Raw genomic sequence first — 19,631 nt, 5'->3', positions numbered from 1 at the left:
GCGCCTCAGCGGTGGAGCTGGCCCTGCCAGCCGGAGGGGACGTTGCCGCCGGGGACCGGTTGGTTCTCGGGGTGGGCGGCCGGCGGGGCCAGCTCGGGGCCGTTGTAGTACTCGGACTCGCCGTAGTGCCAGAACCAGTCCTCGCCCGGCTCGAAGCTGCGGACGATCTGGTGACCGCTCTCGGCCGCGTGCCGGGAGGCGTGCTGCTCGGGGGAGGAGTCGCAGCAGCCGACGTGGCCGCACTCAGCGCAGCGGCGGAGGTGGAACCACCAACCGTCGGCTGCCAGGCACTCGACACACCCGGTGCCGCTCGGAGGGACAGTGCTGTCAATACCCGGCGTCTCCGTCATACCGCACATCCTTACCGCTCCGCCCTTCCCGGACAAGCAGGCTCCGGCTACTCGGGCCAGGCGGAGTTCTTGATGATGTCGACGAAGTCGGTGTGGTGGAAACCGGGCACGAAGTGTTCGAGAACGTCGGACTTGACGTTGCCGAACGTCGTCGCCGGCCGGTCCTGGATTCCCTCGGTGAAGGCGTCGAGGATCCGGTTCTTGAAGTCCGGACGCGGGTGCGCGGCGACGACGGCGTCGCGCTCCGCGTCGGTGATCACGTCGTACCCGAGGCCGAGTACGTCGAGTTCGACACCGCGGGTGACGAGCGCGACCTCGGCGGGCAGGTGGAGCGGGATCCCCGGCGTGGTGTGCAACGCGATCGCTGTCCACACCCGGTCGGCGGCCTCGCCGGTGACACCGTGCTGGTGGAGGAAACGCCGGGCCTCATCGGCGCCGTCGATCTCGAAGCGCTGGTCGATGCGGCGGTAGCGCTCGGTCAGACCGAGGTCGTGGAACATGGCGCCGACGTACAGCAGTTCCGCGTCGTATTCGAGGTCCTTGCCGCGGAGCGCGCCGAACAGGAACACGCGGCGGGAGTGGTCGAACAGCAGGGGCGACGCCACGTCGCGGACGAGTTCGGTGGCCTCGCGGCCCAGGGCGCTGTCGGGGATCGGGATCCCGGCGATGGTTTCGATCATGACTCCAGGTTCGCGGTGCGGGTTACGCTGGTGCCATGTCCAATTCGCCACATCAACCACAGATTCGGACACGCCGAGTCGCGTTCGTGGTGTACGACGGGGTGACGCTCCTTGACGTCACCGGTCCGCTCGAAGTCCTTCATCAGGCCAATCGGGCGCAGGGCAGCAGCCGCTACGACACGGTGTTGGTATCCGAAGAGAGTGGGCAGGTGACGACGGCATCGGGCGTCATGCTCGCCGGGGTGGTCGCGGCCGCGGAGGTTGGAGCGGTCGACACGGTGGTGGTGGCCGGTGCCGATCATCTGGTGGAGGGAGTGCCGACGGAGGTCGCCGACGTGACGCGGGCGCTTGCGGACGGGGCTGAGCGGGTGGCGTCGGTGTGCAGCGGGGCGTTCGTACTCGCGGCGCTCGGCTTCCTCGACGGGCGGCGGGCGACGACGCACTGGCGGCACGCGGCCGCGATGGCGCGGCAGTACCCGAAGGTGAACGTCGAGCCCGATGCGCTGCACATCACCGACGGCCGTTACGTGACGTCGGCGGGCATCAGCGCCGGCATCGACCTTGCGCTCGCTCTCGTCGAGGCCGACCACGGCGCCGAACTAGCGCGGGCAACGGCCCGCGAACTGGTGGTGTTCCTGCAGCGGCCGGGTGGGCAGTCCCAGTTCTCGACAGCGTTGGATACGCCGCCGGCGCGAAGCGATCCGCTGCGGGTGGTAACCGAGACCGTTGTGGCCGATCCCGCGGGCGACCACACCCTGCCGAACCTGGCGGCATCTGCCGCCGTCAGTCCGCGGCATCTGGCCCGTCTGTTCGAGAGCGAGTTCCAGACCACGCCCAGCCGCTGGGTCGAGCGAGTGCGACTCGACCGGGCTCAGCAGCTGCTGCTCGACGGCCACAGCATCACCAAAGCAGCTCGGCTCAGCGGGATGGGCAGCGACGAGACCCTGCGACGTGCGTTCGCGAGACATCTCAGCATCACGCCGACGGAGTACTTGCGCCGCTTCCAGACAACGTGAAAGTCAGGTGACGAGCCGCACCGGCTGGCCCGGCCTCAGCTGTGCACAGGCATCCAGGTCGATGTCGGCGACGTACGCGATGACGGGGTAGCCGCCGGTGACGGGATGGTCGGCCAGGAAGATGACCGGCGTGCCGGAGGGTGGGATCTGGATGGCGCCGCGGGCCATGCCTTCGCTTGCCAGCTCACCAGCCGTAGCGCGTTCCAGCGGCTGGCCGTCGAGGCGTGTGCCGACGCGGTTGCTGTTGCTGCTGACCTGGTAGGTCTGGGAAAGCAGCGACTCCCAGCCCGCGTCGGTGAACCAGTCTCGTCGCGGGCCAGCGGTCACCCGGAGCGCAACCTTCCCGCCGGCCGGGTGTGCGACAGGAGCCAGGTCGACGCCGGGCATCGGTTCGACAGCGCGACCGACCGGCAGCGTCAGACCCGGCGTCAGCGGTGCGGGTCCGAGGCCGGACAGCAGGTCGGTGGAACGAGACCCAAGGACTGGCGGTACGTCGATGCCGCCGCGGACCGCGACGTACGTCCGCAGACCCGTGGCCGGCGGACCGAGCCGCAGCAGCTGGCCGGCCCGCAAGGTGGCGGGAGCATTGAGAGGTACGCCGGTGCAGGGCGCGCCGGTGATCGCGACGACGAGGTCGATGTCGGCGTGCATCACCAGCCCGCCGAAGGTGACCTCGAGTGCCGCCGCGCCGGGGCGATTGCCGACCAGGCGGTTCGCGAGTTCGTAGGCAGACCGGTCGCAGGCGCCCGACGCCGGTACGCCGAGTGCCGCCTGACCCGCTCGCCCGCGGTCCTGGATTGTTGCCAACGGCCCCGGTTCGAGAATGGTCAGGCTGCTCATCCACGGCCCGCGTCGACGAACCGGACCCTACGGCCCGGGTGGAACAGCGCGGCCGGGTCGCGCTCCTGGTCGAAGATCTTCGCCGTGGTGCGACCGATCAACTGCCAGCCACCGGGGGATTCGCGCGGGTAGACGCCGCTGAACTCGCCGGCCAGCGCGACCGCGCCGGTGGGGACCTTCGTCCGAGGCGATGACCGGCGAGGAATGTCCCAGCTGCCGGTGGAGGTCAGGTAGCCGAATCCCGGCGCGAAGCCGCAGAAGGCGACGGTCCATTCGTCGGCGGTGTGGCGCGCGACCACGTCGTCCTGGGAACAGCCGAGGATCTGAGCGACGTCGTCCAGGTCGGCCCCGTCGTAGATCACCGGGATGTCGATGAGATCACCGGCCGTCCGGCTGTCGCGGGTAGGGGTCACCTCGTGCAGGGTTCGCGACAAGGTGGCGAGGTCGCCGGTTGTGGTGACCAGCACGGTCCGGGCGGCCGGGACGATGTCGACGACATCCGCCGGTGCATCCGCGGTCAGCGCGGCGTAGTACCCGAGCACCTCGTCGAGATCGTCGAGCTCGACCAGCAGCGCCCGGTCACCCGCCGGGAGGATTCGCATCAGCCGGTGAACGGGCGCAGGGTGACGCCCGCTCCCTCCAACGCGCCACGCACCCGCCGAGCGATGTCGACGGCACCAGGGGTGTCACCGTGAACGCAGATAGACGTCGCGTCGACCATTAGCGAGCCGCCAGAGCTGTCGTGAATGGGCTGCCCGGTCGCCATCGCCGTACACCGGGCCGCGATCTCGTCCGCGTCGTGCAGCACAGACCCAGCCTCGCGCCGCGACACCAACGTCCCCTCGGGTGTGTACGCACGGTCGGCAAAGGCCTCATGTACTGCGGTCAGACCTGCCTCGGCCGCGAGTCGCAACCACACCGAACCCGGCAGGCCGAGCACGGGAAGCGTCTTGTCGTACTCCGCCACCGCAGCGACTACTGCGGTCGCCTGCTCGACGTGGTGGCCGATCGTGTTGTACAGCGCGCCATGCGGCTTCACGTACCGCACGCGATCACCCGCTATCCGAGCAAATGCGTCCAGCGCACCGAGCTGGTACACCACCTCGTCGCGCAGCGCGGCCGGCTCGATGTCGAGGAAGCGCCGCCCGAATCCGGGCTTGTCGGCGTACCCGACGTGGGCGCCGATCGCGACGCCGCGCTCGACCGCCTCGGCCGTCGCCCGCCGCATGGTCGACGGATCGCCGGCGTGGAATCCGCAGGCCACGTTCGCGCTGGTGACAACGTCGAGCAAGGCCGAGTCGTCGCCCATCGACCAGGAACCGAAACCTTCACCCATGTCCGCGTTGAGGTCCATGCGGCCACCTCCCTCGATCGAGCCTAGAGATTGTTCAACAATCCTGCAAGAGGCTTGTTCTACTTTTCCTGGCCGCTCCGGTGCGGGATGATGCGGAGATGAGTACGGGTGGGGCCGAGACCGAACGGCAGGCGTGGTTGCGTACCGTCGCCGCCGACGTCGCGCGACTGGACCGGAGCAGCTCCGCGGAGCGCGCCGCCGACATCCTTCGCCGCAGTATCACCGAAGGCGCCCTGCCGCCCGGCGCCCAACTCTCCGAGATCGAGCTGACCGAGGTCCTTGAGGTCAGCCGGAACACCCTGCGCGAGGCCTTCCGCCTGCTGACCCACGAGGGTCTGCTCGTCTACAAGCTGCACCGCGGAGTCTTCGTCCCCGAGCTGGACGAGCGTGACGTGATCGACCTGTACCGACTGCGCCGCGTCCTGGAGGTGGACGTCGTACGCGGACTGGCCGACCGCGATCCCGAGCTGCCGGCGAGCCGTCTCGAGCCGTTGCAGGACGACGTCGAGGCAGCCGAGGCCGCTGCCCGCGCGGACCGCTGGCCAGTCGTCGGTACGGCGAACATGCGCTTCCATGAGCACCTGATCGGTCTGGCCGACAGCTCCCGGATGGACGCGATGACAGGCCGGCTGCTCGCGGAGTTGCGGCTCCTTTTCCACGTGATCGCGACCCCGCGCGAGCTGCACGAGCCGTACATCGAGCGGAACCGCAGGCTGTTCGAGCTGCTCGAAGCCCGCAGGTACGACGAGGCCGCGGCCGACCTGCATCAGTACCTGCTGGATTCCGAGGCAGGCATCCTCGCCGCGTTCCGGGATAAGGGCTTGCGCGTGCCCGTCCGAACCTGAGTTGATGAATCAAACCGTCAGCTGCAAAGGGGAGCTCACTCATGTCCGATGACGCCCGGACCGAAGAAACGCCGAAGTCGTACCGCCCCATCGACGCCAAGGGGTTCCGGGAGTTCATCTCGCGTGGCTGGGGGCCGGTGGACCGGTCGGTTTCGGTGCCGGAAGGGCTCGCCGAAGCGGCCGCCGAGCATCGACGGAAGCTCGCCGCGGCGCTGCCGGGACGGCGGATCGCGCTCGCGGCCGGCCGGGCGCCGGTCCGGTCGAACGACACCGACTACCAGTTCCGCGCCGACAGCGACTTCGTCTGGCTGACCGGCTGCCAGGCCGAGGGCGCCGTACTGGTGATCTCCGGAGACGGCGACTCGACGCTCTACCTGCGCGAGACGGCCGGCCCGGAGGAGGCGGACTTCTTCGCGAACGCGCGCGACGGTGAGCTGTGGATCGGCCCGGTGCCGGGCCTGAAGGACTGGTCGGACGCGCTGCAGATCGCCTGCCGTCCGCTCGAGGAGCTGCCCGCGGCGGTGCGTGGCGCCGTCCCGTTCATGCTCTCGGTGCCCGGCGTCGAGCCGATGCTGGACGCGTTGGTACGGACGTCGCCCACCGACGGCAACGCGTTGCGGCAGACGCTCGCCGAGCTGCGCCGGATCAAGGACGACTGGGAGCTCGACCAGCTGCGAGATGCGGTCGCGGCCAGTGTGCTCGCGTTCGGCGACGTGGCGAGCGAGCTGCCGGAGGCGATCCGTGGTGGCGGCGAGCGCTGGCTGCAGGGCACCTTCGACCGTCGCGCGCGGACCGCGGGCAACGGCGTCGGCTATGCGTCGATCGTTGCTGCTGGCAACCACGCACCTGTGCTGCACTGGGTCCGCAACGACGGCCCGGTGAACGAGGGCGACGTGATTCTGCTGGACGCGGGCGTCGAGACCCGCACGCTCTACACCGCGGACGTGACCCGGACGTTCCCGGCCACCGGCGAGTACACCGCTGCGCAGCGGCAGGTACACGACCTGGTGCACAAGGCACAGCTCGCCTCACTCGAGGCGGTCAAGGTCGGAGCGCCGTACCGCGCCTTCCAGTACGAAGCGCTGCGGGTGCTGGCCGAAGGGCTGCGGGACTGGGGCCTGCTCGAGGCGTCGATCGACGAACTGCTCGGTCCGGACGGCCAGCAGCACCGCCGCTACATCGTCTGCGGGACCGGCCATTACATCGGCCTCGACGTCCACGACTGTGACGCATCCCGTCCGGAGGCGTACTTCGCCGGCACCATCGAGGCCGGTATGGCGCTCGCGGTCGAGCCGGGCCTGTACTTCCACCCGAACGACGAAACCGTGCCCCCGGAGCTGCGTGGCATCGGCATCCGGATCGAGGACAACGTCGTCGTACACCCCGACCGGCTGGAGATCCTCACCGAGGACCTGCCGATCACCACCGACGGCCTGGAGCAGTGGACCAAGTCACACCTGAAGTAATCAAGCGATCGCTCAAAATTAACCGTCACAACCGGTAACACTCGCCCGCCCAGCACGATGTACAGAGCGGGGGAGGGTCGAACTCGGCCGGGTGCGTGGCTAGTGGGGGGCCGCGTACCACGCGCCAGGCCGAGGCGGCCCCGACTGGGGCCAGGGGGGACCCAGTATCCCTGGGTACGGGGAGTAGTCATCATGAATCTACGGGTGCGAGTAGTGCACTACGGCAGTCGGCACTGGTACGCCGACATCGACGACGCCGATGATCCGCAGCCCGACGATCCGTTCTGGTTCGTCGACAACTGCCGGACCCAGGCGCAGGCGCTCGAGACCGCCTGCAGCGAGCTCCGGTTGATGACGGGCCGGCTGGTCCGCGGGGACCAGCTCGACCGCGTCCTCGAAGTCACCGGCGTACCGGTCTGACCTTCAGCCGACCGGCGGTACGGCGGCGCAACCGCTGCCGCGCCTCGGTACCTCACGCCCGATCAGGTAGTTGTCGATCGTGCTCTGCATGCACGGGCTCGAGTTGTAGCTCCCGTGTCCCCAGCCTTCGTATGTGAGCAGCACTCCGGACCGGCCGAGCTGGCGCTGCACGCTCTGCGCCATCTTGTACGGCGTGGCCGGGTCGTGGATCGCGTTGGCGAGCAGCACCGGCGTCTTGAGCCCGTGGACGTTCAGCACGTGCTGCGGGTTGTTCGCCTTCGGTGCACCGAGACACATCGACACCGCCATCAGCTGACCTGGGTAGCGCATGTCCTGGTTGTTGCGCGCCAGCCGCTGTAGATGTGCGGCGTACTCGCGGTAGTCCTTGACCGGAAGGTTCCAGTCCTGGCAGAACACCGCCAACGGGTTCTGGGCGAGTCCACTCGGGACGGCGGCGGCTGACGGGGTCTCGAGATCCTTCAACGTCTGAGCCAGCACCCTCCACTCCGGGTCGTAGAGCAGTCTGAACACCTGGAAGCTCAGCTTGAACGGATCACTCGACCGAGCCAGCAGTCCAGCCCACAGCGCATGAATGTCCTGCCCGTGCAGCGCACAGCTTGTCGACGCGTCACACCACTTCACGAACTCGTCGAACGAGTCCTGCGCCGCGGCCGCCTGGACGTCGAGGAACGACTTCGTCGTCGGTGAGCCGTGGTCGATCACGCTCTCCACCACCATCGCGCGGACCCGGTTCGGGTACGTCTCGGCGTACTGCGCTCCGAGCAGCGTCCCGTACGAGCTGCCGTGGAACGAGATCGTGGACTCACCGAGCGCGCGGCGTACTGCGTCGACGTCGCGGACCGTCTGCCAGGTGTCGATGTGGTCGTACAGCGGACCGGTGTGCTCGCGGCAGTCCGTCGCGAGCTGCCGGTTGTAGCTGATCGTCGCGGTGAACTCGGCAGGGCTCGTGATGATCGGCGACGGCTGCTTCGCGAGCAGCGCCGCCGAGCACTCCACCGGATTGCTACGGGCGACACCGCGCGGGTCGAAGCTGACGATGTCGAACCGGTCCTGCAGGTTCGCGCTGAACCGCGTCATGCCGGTCTTGATCCGGTCGACCCCGGAGTCCCCGGGCCCGCCCGGTCCGAACACCAGCACCCCGACCCGCTCGCCCTTCGCAGTACGGCGGGCAATCGCGAGGTCGAAGGTCGGTCCGTTCGGGTTCCGCCAATCGACGGGCAGTCGGAGCGTCGCACACTGCGAGCCCTTCACCAGGGCGGGATCGTCGTGCCCTTCCGGTTTGCAGTCAGCCCATTGCACCTGACTTGTGGTCGCGGATGCGGTCGTCGTCAGCCCGGCTGCCGCAACGCCGAGTACTACAGCGCCGGCCAGGGCGCGTCGGATGAACTTCATGCGAACGATCCTTCGGCAATCGCTTGCTGAAGGCATCAGGGACGAGCCCCGCCCGACCCCGATCGCGGCATCGGGGCTTACTGGGGTCGCTGGATTGACGTTGGCGGGCGCACCGCCGTACCGTCCAGACCGTCAGTCAATTCAACAGCCGCATGAACCCGTGCGGGAGAGACCCGGGCTGAGTAGACACTGGAACCGGGCGCCGTAGGAGCAACTCTCCCCAAGAATCTCTCAGGCACCTTCACCGCACGGGCGAGGCACCTCTGGAAGACCTCCCGTCTGACAGAGCGGGGAGGACACCAAACGGTCAACGGCGACCGGAAGGAACCTCCACACGATGGCGATCAGCGTCTTCGACCTGTTCAGTATCGGGATCGGCCCGTCGAGCTCCCACACCGTGGGACCGATGCGTGCCGCCCGCACCTTCGCACTCGGCCTTGCCGCCGACGGCCTGCTGGCCGCGACGGCGACCGTCTACGCCCAGCTGTTCGGTTCGCTCGGCGCGACCGGGCACGGTCACGGCAGCAACAAGGCCGTCCTGCTCGGTCTCGAGGGCGCCGACCCTGAGACCGTCGTCACGCACTCGGTCGACGCCCGGGTCGAGACGATCCGTGAGCGCGGCCGGATCGTGCTGGCCGGCGAGCACGAGATCGCGTTCGACGAGAACACCGATCTGGTCATGCACCGCCGCAAGGCCCTCCCGTACCACCCGAACGGGATGATCTTCATCGCCCGCGACGCGGCCGGCGCGGTACTGCGGGAGCGCACGTACTACTCGGTCGGCGGCGGATTCGTCGTCGACGAGAACGCCGCGGCGGGCGACCGGATCGTGCTGGACACGACCCCGCTGAAGTACCCGTTCACCACCGGCGCGGAGTTGCTCGACCGCTGCCGGGAGTCGCAGCTGTCGATCAGCGAGGTGATGCTCGCGAACGAGCTGGCCTGGCGGACCGAGGACGAGATCCGCGACGGCCTGCTGCACATCTGGCAGGTGATGCAGGAGTGCGTCCGCGAGGGCTGTGAGACCGAAGGCATCCTGCCCGGCGGTCTCAAGGTGCCGCGCCGGGCCCACGCGCTGCACACGAAGCTCACCCAGGATCCTTGGTCGGTGGACCCGCTCAAGGTGATGGACTGGGTCAACCTGTTCGCGCTCGCGGTCAACGAGCAGAACGCGTCTGGCGGCCGGATCGTCACCGCGCCGACGAACGGTGCCGCGGGCATCATTCCCGCCGTACTGCACTACTACCGGCGGTTCGTGCCGGGCGCGACCGAGGACGGCGCCGTACGGTTCCTGCTGACCGCCGGTGCGATCGGCGTGCTCTACAAGGAGAACGCGTCGATCTCCGGCGCCGAGGTCGGGTGCCAGGGCGAGGTCGGATCCGCGTGCTCGATGGCCGCCGCCGGGCTGTGCGAGGTCCTCGGCGGTACGCCGCAACAGGTCGAGAACGCGGCCGAGATCGCGATGGAGCACAACCTCGGGCTGACCTGCGACCCGGTCGGCGGCCTGGTGCAGATCCCGTGCATCGAGCGGAACGCGATGGCGTCGGTGAAGGCGATCAACGCGGCCCGGATGGCGATGCACGGCGACGGCGTCCACGTGGTCACGCTCGACAAGGTCATCAAGACCATGCGCGAGACCGGTGCCGACATGAAGATCAAGTACAAGGAGACGTCCCGCGGCGGCCTGGCCGTCAACGTCATCGAGTGCTGATCACCACGGGACCGTCCCGTGCAGGCTCAAGTACTCCGCGGTCGGGCCGGTCTGATCGATCTGCGCGAGCCGGGCGATGATCTCCGCGCCTTCCTCGACGGTCTGGTAGCCGCTGTGGCCGTTGAAGTCGGTCGCGGTGTAGCCCGGGTCGACGGTGTTGATCCGCAGGTTCGGCAGCTGGTGCGCGTACTGCACCGTCAGCATGTTGAGCGCCGCCTTCGAGGAGCCGTACGCCGGGGCGGGCACCCAGACGGGCACGTTGGTCGCGACGTCCGGATCCACGGCGGTGGCGATCGAGCCGAGACCGCTGGAGACGTTCACGATCACCGGGTTGTCGCTGCGCTCCAGCAGCGGCAGGAAGCCGTGGATCATCCGCACCGGCCCGTACACGTTCAGCTCGAAGACCTCACGGAAGACGTCGGCGGTCAGATCCCGGATCTCCTTGCGCGGTCCTGGGATGCCGGCGTTGTTGATCAGTACGTCGAGTGACTCCAGCTGTTGTGCAGCCGCGTCGACGGACTCGTCGCTCGTGACGTCCAACTGCAGGTACTCCGCTCCGAGGTCGGCGGCTGCCTGCTTGCCGCGTTCCGGGTCGCGGGCACCGAGGTACACAGTGTGTCCGGCAGCGATCAACTGCCTGGCGGTTTCGTATCCGAGGCCTCTGTTCGCCCCGGTGATGAGTGTCGTGGTCATGGCTTCACCCTCCCGCCGCGGGCATCGCGCAGGTAGTACCCGCGATGTCCTAGGGAATGGCAGTACCAGGCTGTCCGGGAGCGGGCGCGGAATACTGGGAGCATGGCTGAGCTCGGTAGGACGCTGCACGCCTGGCGCGATCGGGTGACCCCGGAGCAGGTCGGACTGCCCGCAGGCGGGAAGCGACGCGCGCCGGGGCTACGACGCGAGGAGCTGGCCCAGCTCGCCGGGTTGTCGGTCGACTACATCATCCGGCTCGAGCAGGGCCGGTCGGACTCGCCGTCCGCGCAGGTGCTGACCGCGCTGGCCCGGGCGCTCCGGCTGTCCGATGCCGAGCGCAACCATCTGTTCGTGCTCGCGGGCGAGGTCGAGCCGTCGCCCGGGCGGCTGTCGGCGTACATCCCGCCCGGTGTGCAGCGGATCGTGGACCAGCTCGACGGCGCACCGCTGTGCGTGTGCGACGCCGCCTGGACGATCATCACCTGGAACCCGCTGTTCGCCGCCGTGATCGGCGACCCGTCCGAGTGGCGCGGGCGGGACCGCAACATCATCTACCGCCACTTCGTGTCGCCGGGCGATCGCGTCGTACAGACGCCGGAGCAGCAGCGGGATTTCCAGATCGCGATGGTGACGGATCTGCGGGCGTCGCTCGCGCGCTACCCGCACGACGCCGAGCTGCTTGCGCTGATCGACGAGCTCCGCGCTCGGGACGCGGAGTTCGCGCGACTGTGGGGCCAGCCGATCGTCGGGTTCCACCGGTCCGAGCAGAAGACCATCCGGCATCCCGAGGTCGGTGCGTTCACGATCGACTGTGACGTGCTCGCGGTCCCGGGCAGCGATCTGCGCATCGTCGTGTACACCGCCGCGCCGAATACGGAGGCGGCCGAAAAGCTGCGGCTGCTGTCGGTCATCGGCCTGCAGACCTTGATCTGAGCAATCAGCTAACGCACTGCATTCCTACGGTTGCGTAGGCGGTTCGTAATTACTGGAATGTGAAGTTCTTTCGTGGAATTTCTTCCAAGGGCTGTTTGAATCGGCTCTTCGACCGATAATCTCCGGGTCTTGTGAGGCCCATCCCTGCCACGGCATCCCGCCGCCCGCCCTGGCAGAACCCGCGGCGCCGTCGTCAGGCCGCCGCCGGCGTCGGCGTACTGCTGCTCGGCTGCTTCGTGCTCGCCCTGCTCTCGTTCTGGAGCCGTGGTCCGCAGCCCGCCAGTCCGGTCGCGGGGATCGAGCCCGGTCGACCGACGCAGAACCTCCCGGCCATCCCGCGCACCGCGTCGCCGTCCTCGGGTACGACGCCCACCGCCGTACCCACGCAGTTGCCGACAGCAATCAAGCCGGGTGAGACCCTGCTGCCGACCGGCCTCACGACCACGGGCTATCCCGCGATCACCGGCGGTACGCCGACCCCGCAGGTCGTGGACACGACCGGGCCGACGACGGTGGTGACCGAGCGGCCGCCGACCGTGCCGCCGACGGCGCCGACCACGGTGCCGAGCGCGCACCCGAGTAGCCGCCCGACCAGCGTGCCCAGCGAGCGACCGACGACGTCCACTCCGACCGAGCCGCCGCCGACCAGCAGCACCCCGACCAGCCCGCCCACCACCCCCGACGACCCGGATCAACCGGGTGGCGGCGGCCTCGGCGGTCTCCTCGGCGGCCTCCTGGACAAGCTAGGGCTTTAGTACGCCTCGACCTCGGTGGTGTCCGCGTTGCCGCCGCGCATCGGCTGGAGGTTCACCTGCCAGCCCTGGTTGCGGCCGAAGGTCTGGTCGAACTTCTTGAAGGCGCAGTCGGCGCGGAACTTGCGGTTGTCCGCGTCCCAGTCGGTGCCGCTCTTGAAGTAGAGGTGGTACGCGCCGCCGATCTCCTTCACTGTGGTGGCCTTGGTCGCCCGGAGGTAGATCATGACCTGCGGGCGGCCGGGCGGCTGGCCGTCGGTGACGATCGAGACGGCGACGTCCTTCGCCGTGCCGTTGGTGATCTTGAGCTGTCCCGTTCCGTCCGGGCCTCGCCGTACCAGGACGTCGCCGCTGTCCGGGCGCATCTCCTTCGGCGCGGGGCCGGGGTTGGGCAGTGTCGTGCCGAAGGTCAGCTTGAGCTGTTGCAGCAGCGTGAGGGCGGAGCCGAGATTGGTGCGCAGTTGACGCTGGACGTTCTGCGAGGTGTACGCGACGCCTCCGCACCGCGCGTCGTCCTCGGTCTCGTCGGCCAGGCCGGTCAGCTGGGTAGCGGCCACGCCGATCCGCACCTGTAGTAAGGAATGTGCTGCGTCGAGTCGCGAGGAGACCTTGATCGCCGCCAGCCGCACCGAGACCGTGTTGAAGGTCTCCGCCAGCGTATTCATGGCGTCACTCAGTCCCTCGGCGGTGCGGACGCGCGTCAGCCGCGACGCCGGTCCCGCCAGCACCTGGTCGATCCGCGTCAGCTCGGCCTGGTACGCCGCCGTACCCAACGGTCCCGCCGGCGGAACCGACGAGGCCGGCGCCGGCACAGCACTGGCCGCAGCCGACGACGGAGCAGTCGGCGAAGGCCCCGGCTTCGCGGCGCATCCCGCGAGCAGTCCCACCCCGACACACAGCGCAGCCCAGCGCCTCATCCCCAACCCCCCAGGTCGCCCCTCACCCCTGAAGCAGCAAGGGTACCCGTCAGTCCCTAGGGGTGGGACGAACGAACGGGAACGCTAGCGTGCTTCGAATGTTCTGGCCCGTCAGCATCATCATCACGCGGTCGACGCCGATGCCCAGACCGCCGGTCGGCGGCATCGCGTACTCGAGTGCTGACAGGAAGTCCTCGTCCAGCGACATCGCCTCGGGATCGCCCGCGGCGGCCTTCAAGGACTGCTCGGTCAGGCGGCGGCGCTGCTCGACCGGATCGACCAGCTCGGAGTACGCCGTACCGATCTCGGCGCCGAAGGCAACCAGGTCCCAGCGCTCGGCCAGCCGCGGATCGGACCGGTGGTTGCGGGTCAGCGGCGAGGTCTCCAGCGGGAAGTCGGTGTAGAACGTCGGGAACGTCGTGTTCGGTTCCACGAGCTCGTCGTACAGCTCCAGCACCAGCTCACCGGCCGACATCTCGAACGTCGTGTGTACGCCGTGCTCCGCGCAGATCTCGCGCAGCTGCTCGACCGGGGTGTTCGAATCGAGGTCCACGCCGGCCGCCTGGCCGACCGCGTCGTGGACTGTGACGACGGGCCACTCGCCGGAGATGTCGATCTCGCCGTCGGCCCGGCGTACCACCGGCTTGCCGAAGACCGCGGTCGCAGCCTCGATCAGCAACTCACGGGTCAGCTCGCGCATCACGTGGTAATCGGCGTACGGCTGGTAGGCCTCGACCGAGGTGAACTCCGGGTTGTGGGTCGCGTCCGCGCCCTCGTTGCGGAAGTTCCGGTTCAGCTCGAAGATCTTGCCCATCCCGCCGACGCTCAGCCGCTTCAGGAACAGCTCCGGCGCGATCCGGAGAAACAGCTCGGTGTCGTAGGCGTTGATGTGGGTGGCGAACGGCCGTGCGTTCGCGCCGCCGTGCACCGCCTGCAGCATCGGCGTCTCGACCTCGATGAACCCGCGCGTCTCGAAACCGTTGCGGACGGCCCGTACGGCGGCACTGCGTTGCTGCATCATCCGCAGCGAGTCCGGGTTCATCACCAGGTCGATATGCCGCTGCCGCACCCGCGCCTCGGGATCGGTGAACCCCTTCCGCTTGTCCGGCAACGGATGCAGGCACTTGGCCGCCATCACCCACGACGTCGCCGCGATCGACAGCTCACCGCGCCGGCTCGTCACCACCTCGCCGGTCACGCTGACGTGATCGCCGATGTCGACGAGTCGCCGCCACTGCTCGAGCGGTACGTCGCCGCACGCCTCGGCCGTGAACATCACCTGCAGGTGCGTCAACCCGTCCTGCAACTGCGCGAACGCGAGGCCGCCGTGGTTCCGCATCCGCGTCACGCGACCGGTCACCGACACCAGGTGATCGGTGTGATGGTCCGACGGCAGGTTCGGGTACAGCTCTCGCACGCGCTCGAGCGTCTCGGTCCGCGGCACGCTGACCGGGTACGGATCGATGCCCGCGGCAACGAGCTCGGTCAGCTTCGTCCGCCGGATCTGTTCCTGCTCGGTCAGCTTGCGCTCCGGCAACGCCGGCCGCAGCAGCTCGTTCTCCTGCTCGCGTACGGCGGCGGCGAACGCACGCCCGTGTGCGGCCATGATCGCGTGCCGCTCGGCCGTGTCGACGGTGTCGACGCGGGTCCACGGCCGGGGCGCGGGCAGGAAGCCTTCCGCCGTACCGGCCGCCAGCACCACCTGGGCGAGCGACGCACCCCGCGAGTAGCACATCAGCCGCGGCGACCAGCGCGGCAGATACTTCTCGTTCGACTGGTACAGACTCTCCAACTGCCAGAAGCGCGAGGCGCCGGTGAGCAGCGCGTTGGTGAAGCGCAGTACCGGACCGGCGCCGACCCGCTCCGCATCGCTGAAGATCTCGCGGAACATCGCGAAGTTCAGCGAGATCCGGTGGATGCCGAGATCGCCGGACGCCTCGATCAGCGAGGTGACCATGAACTCCATCAACCCGTTCGCGGACTCCGGATCGCGCCGCATCAGGTCGAGCGACACACCCCGCACGCCCCACGGAGCGAACGACAACAGCCCGCGTACGACGCCGTCCGCGTCCCGCGCGATGACCATCACGCACCGCGCATCGGCCTGATCGCCGAGCCGCCCGAGCGCCATCGAGAACCCGCGCTCGGTCCGCGCGCCCCGCCACCGCTCGGCCAGATGCACGTACTGCGACAACGTCTCCGGCGATAGGTCGCCGTGCCGCACAACCTCCGCGTGGTACCCGGCCCGCTGTACGCGCGTCACCGCCTGCCGCACCGGGCGCATCGTCCGGCCCTCGAGCGTGAAGTCCGCGACATCGATGATCGCCTCGTCGCCCATCGACAACGCGCGCAGGCCCGCGTCGACGTACGCCTGGGCTGCTTCCTCGCTCGCGGACAGGACTGCGGGGGACCAGCCGTACCGTCGGGCCTCTTCGAGCCAGCGTTGGATCGCGGCCGGCCACGCGACCGGATCGCCCAGTGGATCACCGCTCGCGAGACTGACGCCGTTGACCACGCGGTAGGCGATCGCGGCCTCGTTGTCCGGCGAGAAGACAACCGCCTTGTCGCGGCGGGTGGCGAAGTACCCGAGGGAGTCCCGCTCGCCGTGCAGCAGCAGGAGCCGTCGTACTTCGAGTTCCTCGGGCTGGGTCAGGTACCGGACGCGTTGGACCGAGCGGAGGAAGATCCAGAACGCGATCACCAGCGAGGCCGCCGAGATCGCGCCGACCGACAGGCCGACCCAGCCGTGCCCTTCGTGGCCGCCCAGCTTGCTGCGGGACTGGCCGAGGGCGGCGATGATCGCCCAGCCGATCTTCTGTCGCTGACCGCTCAACGTCCGCGGGAAGATCTGCGTGAGAGTAATGCTGACCGCGATCGAGATCAGCATGCCGAAGACCAGCGCGCCGACCGCGAGCCGACGGGTACCAGGTGCGAGGCGGGCCGGGAAAGCACTGCGGATCTTCCACAGCAGCACGATGATCGCGGCGACGACGACCCATTGGACGATCGCCCACTCGAGGTCCTGGACCGTGGTCCGGTCCAGGTCGGACAGCCACTCGGTGCCGCTCGGACTGCTCAGCCGGACGGTGCTGAACGCTATGTAAGTGGTCAGGCCGAGGAGCCACAGCGCTTCGAAGACCCACAGCACCCAGAGCAGTGCGGCTCGCTTCCCGCGCAACAAGGCACTACCGACGACAGCGAGGTAGACGGCGGAGAAGATCGTGTGACCGGCCGGGATGCCGACGAAGTCGAACGCCATGTCCACGTGCTTGACGAGGATCGGCGCTCCGATGTGCAGCGGGATGGCAAGGAACGACCAGACGGAGGCGAGCACGACGACGCGGCCTACCCAGACCGCGGCCCGGTGCTGCCACACCGGTATGACTACTGCTTGTTCCGACCGCACCAGCCGATCATCCCATTAGTTCGCTGAGACTTCGGTCGACCTAGCACTACCTCGACCCTACCCCTGACGCCACAGCCAATACTTTGGTTGACATGCCACGCTGACGAGCATGGACGCCGTCCCGTACCGCCCGGTCCGCAACCTGTTGCTGGCCGCCGCCGTGCTCTACTGCAGCCTGCTGCTGGAGGCGGCGGCCGGGTTCCCGCTGAACGTCCGCACGTCGTTCCTCAGTGAGCTCGGCGCACGGGACCAGTCGACCAGCTGGTACGCCCGGGCGATGGACCTGTCGAGCAGCGTGCTGACGCTGCTCGCAGTCCTCCTTGCCCGCCGGAGTCGTGAGCTGGCCGGGTTGCTGATCAGTACTGCGGTCTTCGCGTTCGGCACGATGTTCGACTCGTTCTCACCGATGGACTGCGCACCGTCGGCGAGTGCTGCGTGCCGTGCGAGCGAGGTGAACGGGCAGGCCGGCGCCGCGCTGGTGCTGCACGAGGCGACGTCGACCATTGCCGGTGTCGGCACGATTGCCATGGCCGTCTTCGCTCTGATCGCGCTGCATCGCCGCGGCTGGGGCGGTTGGTCCAGCAAGCTGCTCGCCGTACTCGCCGGTGGGGTCCTGGTCACGCAGGTCTGGCTCGGGTCGGTGGTCGCCTACGAGACGTTGAGCGGCGAGGAGGTGGCTGCGCCGGGCATCCTCCAACGGGCTTCGACCCTGCTGTTCTGCTTAATGTTGGGGACTTTGCTACCAGGTCTGAGGCAAGCTTTCTCTCGATGACCGTGATCTGGATCGTGGTGCCCGGCCTGGCCGAGACTCCGGAGGAGTTCGCCCGGGTCGTCGAGCTGTTGCCGGACGAGGACGTCCGGGTGATCGATCCGTGGCTGACGCCGATCACGTCCGAGGTGGACGCGTTGCGCGCGGCGGCCGACGTACCGCGCGATGCGGAGATCGGATTGATCGGGCACTCGATCGGAGGACTCGCCGTACTGCGGTGGGCGCTGACGCGGCCGCTCGAGGTGACCCGGCTGGTGCTGGTCGACACCAGTCTGACCTCGGAGACGGGCTGGCGTGCGTTCTACCCCGGCACGCGTGGTGACCGGGCAGTGCGGGCGCTGGCGCGGTTCCTCGGGCGGACCGGTCTGCCGAGCGTCATCGGTACGGGACTGCGCCGGCTGAGCGTCCGCGTCGGCAGCACGTCGAACCACGACCTGTTGTCGAAGGCAACGGCAAGGAGCAGGTACGGCGCGGACTCGTCGTGGCTGCTGTTCTGGGACGAGCTGGCGGGCAGCTGGGAGCTGGCCGCCGAGGTGCAGAAGCTGGTCGCGGGACCGGTCGGCGCACTGGCTCCGACCACGCTGCTCGTCGCCACCGGCGGCAGCTCCCGCTTCACCGCCACCCGCTGGCTCGCAGGCCAGCGCCGCCTGGCCGACAAACTCGGCGCCACAGTCGAGGTGCTCCCGGACTCCGCCCACCTGGTCCACCTGGACCGCCCAGACGCGATCGCCGCCGCCGTACCCCGGTAAACCCTTCCCAGTCCCTAGGTAGTGCTGGTCATGGCGGGGGTGGGGAGTTTGCGCTGCCAGACCTCGTCCAGGGCCATGCGCATCGCGCCAGTGACCACGGCGTCCTCGGCCAGGGCGGACAGCTCCAGCTTCGGGTGGTTGAGCGTCAGTAGGCGCAGCTGGTCGGAGATGGCGTCCAGCAGTACGGCGCCGGCGCGGGCGACACCGCCACCGATGACCACGGCAGTCGGGTCCAGCACCAGGATGGACGGAGCCAGTGCGCGCGCGAACGACCGTGCGACCTGCTGTACGACGGCCTGCGCGACCGGGTCACGATCCGCCGCGGCAGCGAACACGTCCGCGGTGTCGAGCTGGTCACCGCCCAGCTCGGCGAGACGCGACTCCGGGTGGTCCAGCGCGGCCTGACGTCCGAGTGCTGCGATCGCCTCCGAGCCGACAGCACGCTCGAGCGGTCCGCGGCTGTCCTCGGGGTTGATCACGTCATCCGGATCTGTGGCGATGAAGCCGATCTCACCAGCCGCCCCGGTGCCCCTGTGCAGTCGGCCGTCGATCACGATGCCGGCACCGAGCCGTTCGCCCCACTGGACCGCCAGCAGCGTGCCGGTGCCACCTCGCGCGGCAGCGATCGCCAGCGCGGCCAGGTTGGCGTCGTTGTCCAGCATGACCGGGCAGTCGAGCAGACCTCGCACATGCTTGATCAGGTCGATCGCCGACCAGCCCGGCACGCTAGGAACCAGCTGGACCCGCCCGGTGTGCTCGTCGACGATGCCAGGGCTCGCGGCGACCGCAGCGGCCACGTCCTCGGCCGGCACCTCGGCCTCAGCCAGCGCCTCGGTGATCACCTCACCGATGACGCCGAGCAGCTCCTGTGCGGTCCAGCCCGGTCCAGAGCGCCGTACCAGCGACAGCTTTCGGCCGGCCAAGTCGGAGACGCCGACGGTCACGCGGTGCGGACCGACGTCGAGGCCGAGCACCGGCGCGGCACGGCCGCGGAGCGACACGCGGATCGCCGGGCGACCGAGCGATCGGTCGGCGGAGTCCGGGCCGTGCTGCTGCAGCCAACCGGCGTCGAGCAGCTCATCGACGGCCTGTGCGACCGTCGGTCTGGCCAGACCGGTCCGTTCGACCAGTTCAGCGACGCGCAACGGTGCCGGCGCGGACCGTCGGACCGCATCCAGGACCGAGGCGACATTGATCCGCCGCAGCATCGTAGTACCGCCGCCGCCGACCGTTCCCTTGCTCATGTCCGACCCCTTGCCTGCCACTCGCACAGTATAGATAGCGAGCGTTCGTAAATACTGTCCACTGGCCGCGTCG

General features: G+C 68.9%; 19 protein-coding genes and 1 riboswitch. Of the genes, 9 read left to right on the top strand and 10 right to left on the bottom strand.

Annotated features, from left to right (window positions below):
- Positions 1 to 5: 5 nt before the first annotated feature.
- Positions 6 to 350, bottom strand: coding sequence for a UBP-type zinc finger domain-containing protein (locus tag ACQPYH_RS41535; protein WP_432883360.1), 345 nt, complete (start codon positions 348 to 350; stop codon positions 6 to 8).
- A 47-nt stretch (positions 351 to 397) separates the two neighbouring features.
- The gene (locus tag ACQPYH_RS41530; protein WP_432883358.1) at positions 398 to 1,030 is read right to left on the bottom strand and encodes an HD domain-containing protein; all 633 of its coding nucleotides are present in this window, start codon (positions 1,028 to 1,030) and stop codon (positions 398 to 400) included.
- A gap of 35 nt (positions 1,031 to 1,065) precedes the next feature.
- Here ACQPYH_RS41530 and ACQPYH_RS41525 point away from each other — a divergent pair, with 35 nt between their 5' ends.
- Positions 1,066 to 2,046, top strand: a complete 981-nt coding sequence (locus ACQPYH_RS41525; RefSeq protein ID WP_432883356.1) for a GlxA family transcriptional regulator — start codon at positions 1,066 to 1,068, stop codon at positions 2,044 to 2,046.
- Between the two features lie 3 nt (positions 2,047 to 2,049).
- Here ACQPYH_RS41525 and ACQPYH_RS41520 read toward each other — a convergent pair whose 3' ends face one another.
- From ACQPYH_RS41520 to ACQPYH_RS41510, 3 genes are read right to left on the bottom strand one after another with little or no spacing between them, the layout of a single operon-like run.
- Positions 2,050 to 2,886 carry a biotin-dependent carboxyltransferase family protein gene (locus tag ACQPYH_RS41520; RefSeq protein WP_432883353.1) on the bottom strand — a complete coding sequence of 279 codons (837 nt, stop codon included), beginning with the start codon at positions 2,884 to 2,886 and terminating at the stop codon, positions 2,050 to 2,052.
- Positions 2,883 to 3,488 (bottom strand): 5-oxoprolinase subunit B family protein, encoded by a 606-nt coding sequence (locus ACQPYH_RS41515; RefSeq protein ID WP_432883351.1) that lies wholly within the window; start codon positions 3,486 to 3,488, stop codon positions 2,883 to 2,885. The genes ACQPYH_RS41520 and ACQPYH_RS41515 overlap by 4 nt, the downstream gene beginning before the upstream one ends.
- Positions 3,488 to 4,240 (bottom strand): LamB/YcsF family protein, encoded by a 753-nt coding sequence (locus ACQPYH_RS41510; protein ID WP_432883348.1) that lies wholly within the window; start codon positions 4,238 to 4,240, stop codon positions 3,488 to 3,490. Before ACQPYH_RS41510 ends, ACQPYH_RS41515 begins: the two co-directional genes overlap by 1 nt.
- A gap of 98 nt (positions 4,241 to 4,338) precedes the next feature.
- Here ACQPYH_RS41510 and ACQPYH_RS41505 point away from each other — a divergent pair, with 98 nt between their 5' ends.
- The 3 genes from ACQPYH_RS41505 to ACQPYH_RS41495 all read left to right on the top strand — a co-directional run bounded on the left by ACQPYH_RS41505 (position 4,339) and on the right by ACQPYH_RS41495 (position 6,971).
- Positions 4,339 to 5,085, top strand: coding sequence for a GntR family transcriptional regulator (locus ACQPYH_RS41505; RefSeq protein WP_432883346.1), 747 nt, complete (start codon positions 4,339 to 4,341; stop codon positions 5,083 to 5,085).
- A 41-nt stretch (positions 5,086 to 5,126) separates the two neighbouring features.
- The gene (locus ACQPYH_RS41500) at positions 5,127 to 6,551 is read left to right on the top strand and encodes an aminopeptidase P family protein (RefSeq protein WP_432883344.1); all 1,425 of its coding nucleotides are present in this window, start codon (positions 5,127 to 5,129) and stop codon (positions 6,549 to 6,551) included.
- Between the two features lie 192 nt (positions 6,552 to 6,743).
- Positions 6,744 to 6,971, top strand: a complete 228-nt coding sequence (locus ACQPYH_RS41495) for a hypothetical protein (RefSeq protein ID WP_130442273.1) — start codon at positions 6,744 to 6,746, stop codon at positions 6,969 to 6,971.
- Between the two features lie 3 nt (positions 6,972 to 6,974).
- Here the strand turns inward: ACQPYH_RS41495 and ACQPYH_RS41490 are convergent, their stop codons facing one another.
- Complete coding sequence (locus tag ACQPYH_RS41490; RefSeq protein WP_432883341.1) at positions 6,975 to 8,384, bottom strand: alpha/beta hydrolase; 1,410 nt, start codon at positions 8,382 to 8,384, stop codon at positions 6,975 to 6,977.
- A 153-nt stretch (positions 8,385 to 8,537) separates the two neighbouring features.
- Positions 8,538 to 8,641, top strand: a riboswitch (glycine riboswitch).
- An 80-nt stretch (positions 8,642 to 8,721) separates the two neighbouring features.
- Between ACQPYH_RS41490 and ACQPYH_RS41485 the strand changes: the two genes are divergently transcribed.
- Positions 8,722 to 10,095 carry an L-serine ammonia-lyase gene (locus ACQPYH_RS41485; protein ID WP_432883338.1) on the top strand — a complete coding sequence of 458 codons (1,374 nt, stop codon included), beginning with the start codon at positions 8,722 to 8,724 and terminating at the stop codon, positions 10,093 to 10,095.
- Here the strand turns inward: ACQPYH_RS41485 and ACQPYH_RS41480 are convergent, their stop codons facing one another.
- Positions 10,096 to 10,788, bottom strand: coding sequence for an SDR family NAD(P)-dependent oxidoreductase (locus tag ACQPYH_RS41480; RefSeq protein ID WP_432883336.1), 693 nt, complete (start codon positions 10,786 to 10,788; stop codon positions 10,096 to 10,098).
- A gap of 102 nt (positions 10,789 to 10,890) precedes the next feature.
- On the opposite strand from ACQPYH_RS41480, the gene ACQPYH_RS41475 reads away from it, so the two are divergent.
- Both ACQPYH_RS41475 and ACQPYH_RS41470 read left to right on the top strand, forming a co-directional pair.
- On the top strand, positions 10,891 to 11,721 hold the full coding sequence (locus ACQPYH_RS41475; protein WP_432883333.1) for a helix-turn-helix transcriptional regulator: 831 nt from the start codon (positions 10,891 to 10,893) through the stop codon (positions 11,719 to 11,721).
- Between the two features lie 131 nt (positions 11,722 to 11,852).
- Complete coding sequence (locus ACQPYH_RS41470; protein ID WP_432883330.1) at positions 11,853 to 12,476, top strand: hypothetical protein; 624 nt, start codon at positions 11,853 to 11,855, stop codon at positions 12,474 to 12,476.
- Here the strand turns inward: ACQPYH_RS41470 and ACQPYH_RS41465 are convergent.
- Both ACQPYH_RS41465 and lysX read right to left on the bottom strand, forming a co-directional pair.
- Entirely contained in the window at positions 12,473 to 13,390 is a 918-nt protein-coding gene (locus ACQPYH_RS41465; RefSeq protein WP_432883327.1) for a hypothetical protein, read from the bottom strand. The genes ACQPYH_RS41470 and ACQPYH_RS41465 overlap by 4 nt on opposite strands.
- 49 nt (positions 13,391 to 13,439) lie before the next feature.
- On the bottom strand, positions 13,440 to 16,796 hold the full coding sequence (lysX, locus tag ACQPYH_RS41460; RefSeq protein ID WP_432883324.1) for a bifunctional lysylphosphatidylglycerol synthetase/lysine--tRNA ligase LysX: 3,357 nt from the start codon (positions 16,794 to 16,796) through the stop codon (positions 13,440 to 13,442).
- A gap of 109 nt (positions 16,797 to 16,905) precedes the next feature.
- On the opposite strand from lysX, the gene ACQPYH_RS41455 reads away from it, so the two are divergent.
- Positions 16,906 to 17,568 (top strand): DUF998 domain-containing protein, encoded by a 663-nt coding sequence (locus ACQPYH_RS41455; RefSeq protein ID WP_432883321.1) that lies wholly within the window; start codon positions 16,906 to 16,908, stop codon positions 17,566 to 17,568.
- On the top strand, positions 17,565 to 18,314 hold the full coding sequence (locus ACQPYH_RS41450; RefSeq protein WP_432883319.1) for an alpha/beta fold hydrolase: 750 nt from the start codon (positions 17,565 to 17,567) through the stop codon (positions 18,312 to 18,314). Before ACQPYH_RS41455 ends, ACQPYH_RS41450 begins: the two co-directional genes overlap by 4 nt.
- A 14-nt stretch (positions 18,315 to 18,328) precedes the next feature.
- Here ACQPYH_RS41450 and ACQPYH_RS41445 read toward each other — a convergent pair whose 3' ends face one another.
- Positions 18,329 to 19,558 carry an ROK family transcriptional regulator gene (locus ACQPYH_RS41445; protein WP_432883317.1) on the bottom strand — a complete coding sequence of 410 codons (1,230 nt, stop codon included), beginning with the start codon at positions 19,556 to 19,558 and terminating at the stop codon, positions 18,329 to 18,331.
- Positions 19,559 to 19,631 lie beyond the last annotated feature (73 nt).

This window comes from Kribbella sp. CA-245084 (assembly GCF_050942355.1).
GTDB lineage: Bacteria > Actinomycetota > Actinomycetes > Propionibacteriales > Kribbellaceae > Kribbella.
Note: the sequence above shows the minus strand (reverse complement) of the source record. Positions and strands in the feature narration are given on the sequence as shown.

Coding starts and splice junctions, on each gene's coding strand:
- ACQPYH_RS41535 (WP_432883360.1), bottom strand. CDS start 350: ATGACGGAGACGCCGGGTATTGACAGCACTGTCCCTCCGAGCGGCACC.
- ACQPYH_RS41530 (WP_432883358.1), bottom strand. CDS start 1,030: ATGATCGAAACCATCGCCGGGATCCCGATCCCCGACAGCGCCCTGGGC.
- ACQPYH_RS41525 (WP_432883356.1), top strand. CDS start 1,066: ATGTCCAATTCGCCACATCAACCACAGATTCGGACACGCCGAGTCGCG.
- ACQPYH_RS41520 (WP_432883353.1), bottom strand. CDS start 2,886: ATGAGCAGCCTGACCATTCTCGAACCGGGGCCGTTGGCAACAATCCAG.
- ACQPYH_RS41515 (WP_432883351.1), bottom strand. CDS start 3,488: ATGCGAATCCTCCCGGCGGGTGACCGGGCGCTGCTGGTCGAGCTCGAC.
- ACQPYH_RS41510 (WP_432883348.1), bottom strand. CDS start 4,240: ATGGACCTCAACGCGGACATGGGTGAAGGTTTCGGTTCCTGGTCGATG.
- ACQPYH_RS41505 (WP_432883346.1), top strand. CDS start 4,339: ATGAGTACGGGTGGGGCCGAGACCGAACGGCAGGCGTGGTTGCGTACC.
- ACQPYH_RS41500 (WP_432883344.1), top strand. CDS start 5,127: ATGTCCGATGACGCCCGGACCGAAGAAACGCCGAAGTCGTACCGCCCC.
- ACQPYH_RS41495 (WP_130442273.1), top strand. CDS start 6,744: ATGAATCTACGGGTGCGAGTAGTGCACTACGGCAGTCGGCACTGGTAC.
- ACQPYH_RS41490 (WP_432883341.1), bottom strand. CDS start 8,384: ATGAAGTTCATCCGACGCGCCCTGGCCGGCGCTGTAGTACTCGGCGTT.
- ACQPYH_RS41485 (WP_432883338.1), top strand. CDS start 8,722: ATGGCGATCAGCGTCTTCGACCTGTTCAGTATCGGGATCGGCCCGTCG.
- ACQPYH_RS41480 (WP_432883336.1), bottom strand. CDS start 10,788: ATGACCACGACACTCATCACCGGGGCGAACAGAGGCCTCGGATACGAA.
- ACQPYH_RS41475 (WP_432883333.1), top strand. CDS start 10,891: ATGGCTGAGCTCGGTAGGACGCTGCACGCCTGGCGCGATCGGGTGACC.
- ACQPYH_RS41465 (WP_432883327.1), bottom strand. CDS start 13,390: ATGAGGCGCTGGGCTGCGCTGTGTGTCGGGGTGGGACTGCTCGCGGGA.
- ACQPYH_RS41455 (WP_432883321.1), top strand. CDS start 16,906: ATGGACGCCGTCCCGTACCGCCCGGTCCGCAACCTGTTGCTGGCCGCC.
- ACQPYH_RS41450 (WP_432883319.1), top strand. CDS start 17,565: ATGACCGTGATCTGGATCGTGGTGCCCGGCCTGGCCGAGACTCCGGAG.
- ACQPYH_RS41445 (WP_432883317.1), bottom strand. CDS start 19,558: ATGAGCAAGGGAACGGTCGGCGGCGGCGGTACTACGATGCTGCGGCGG.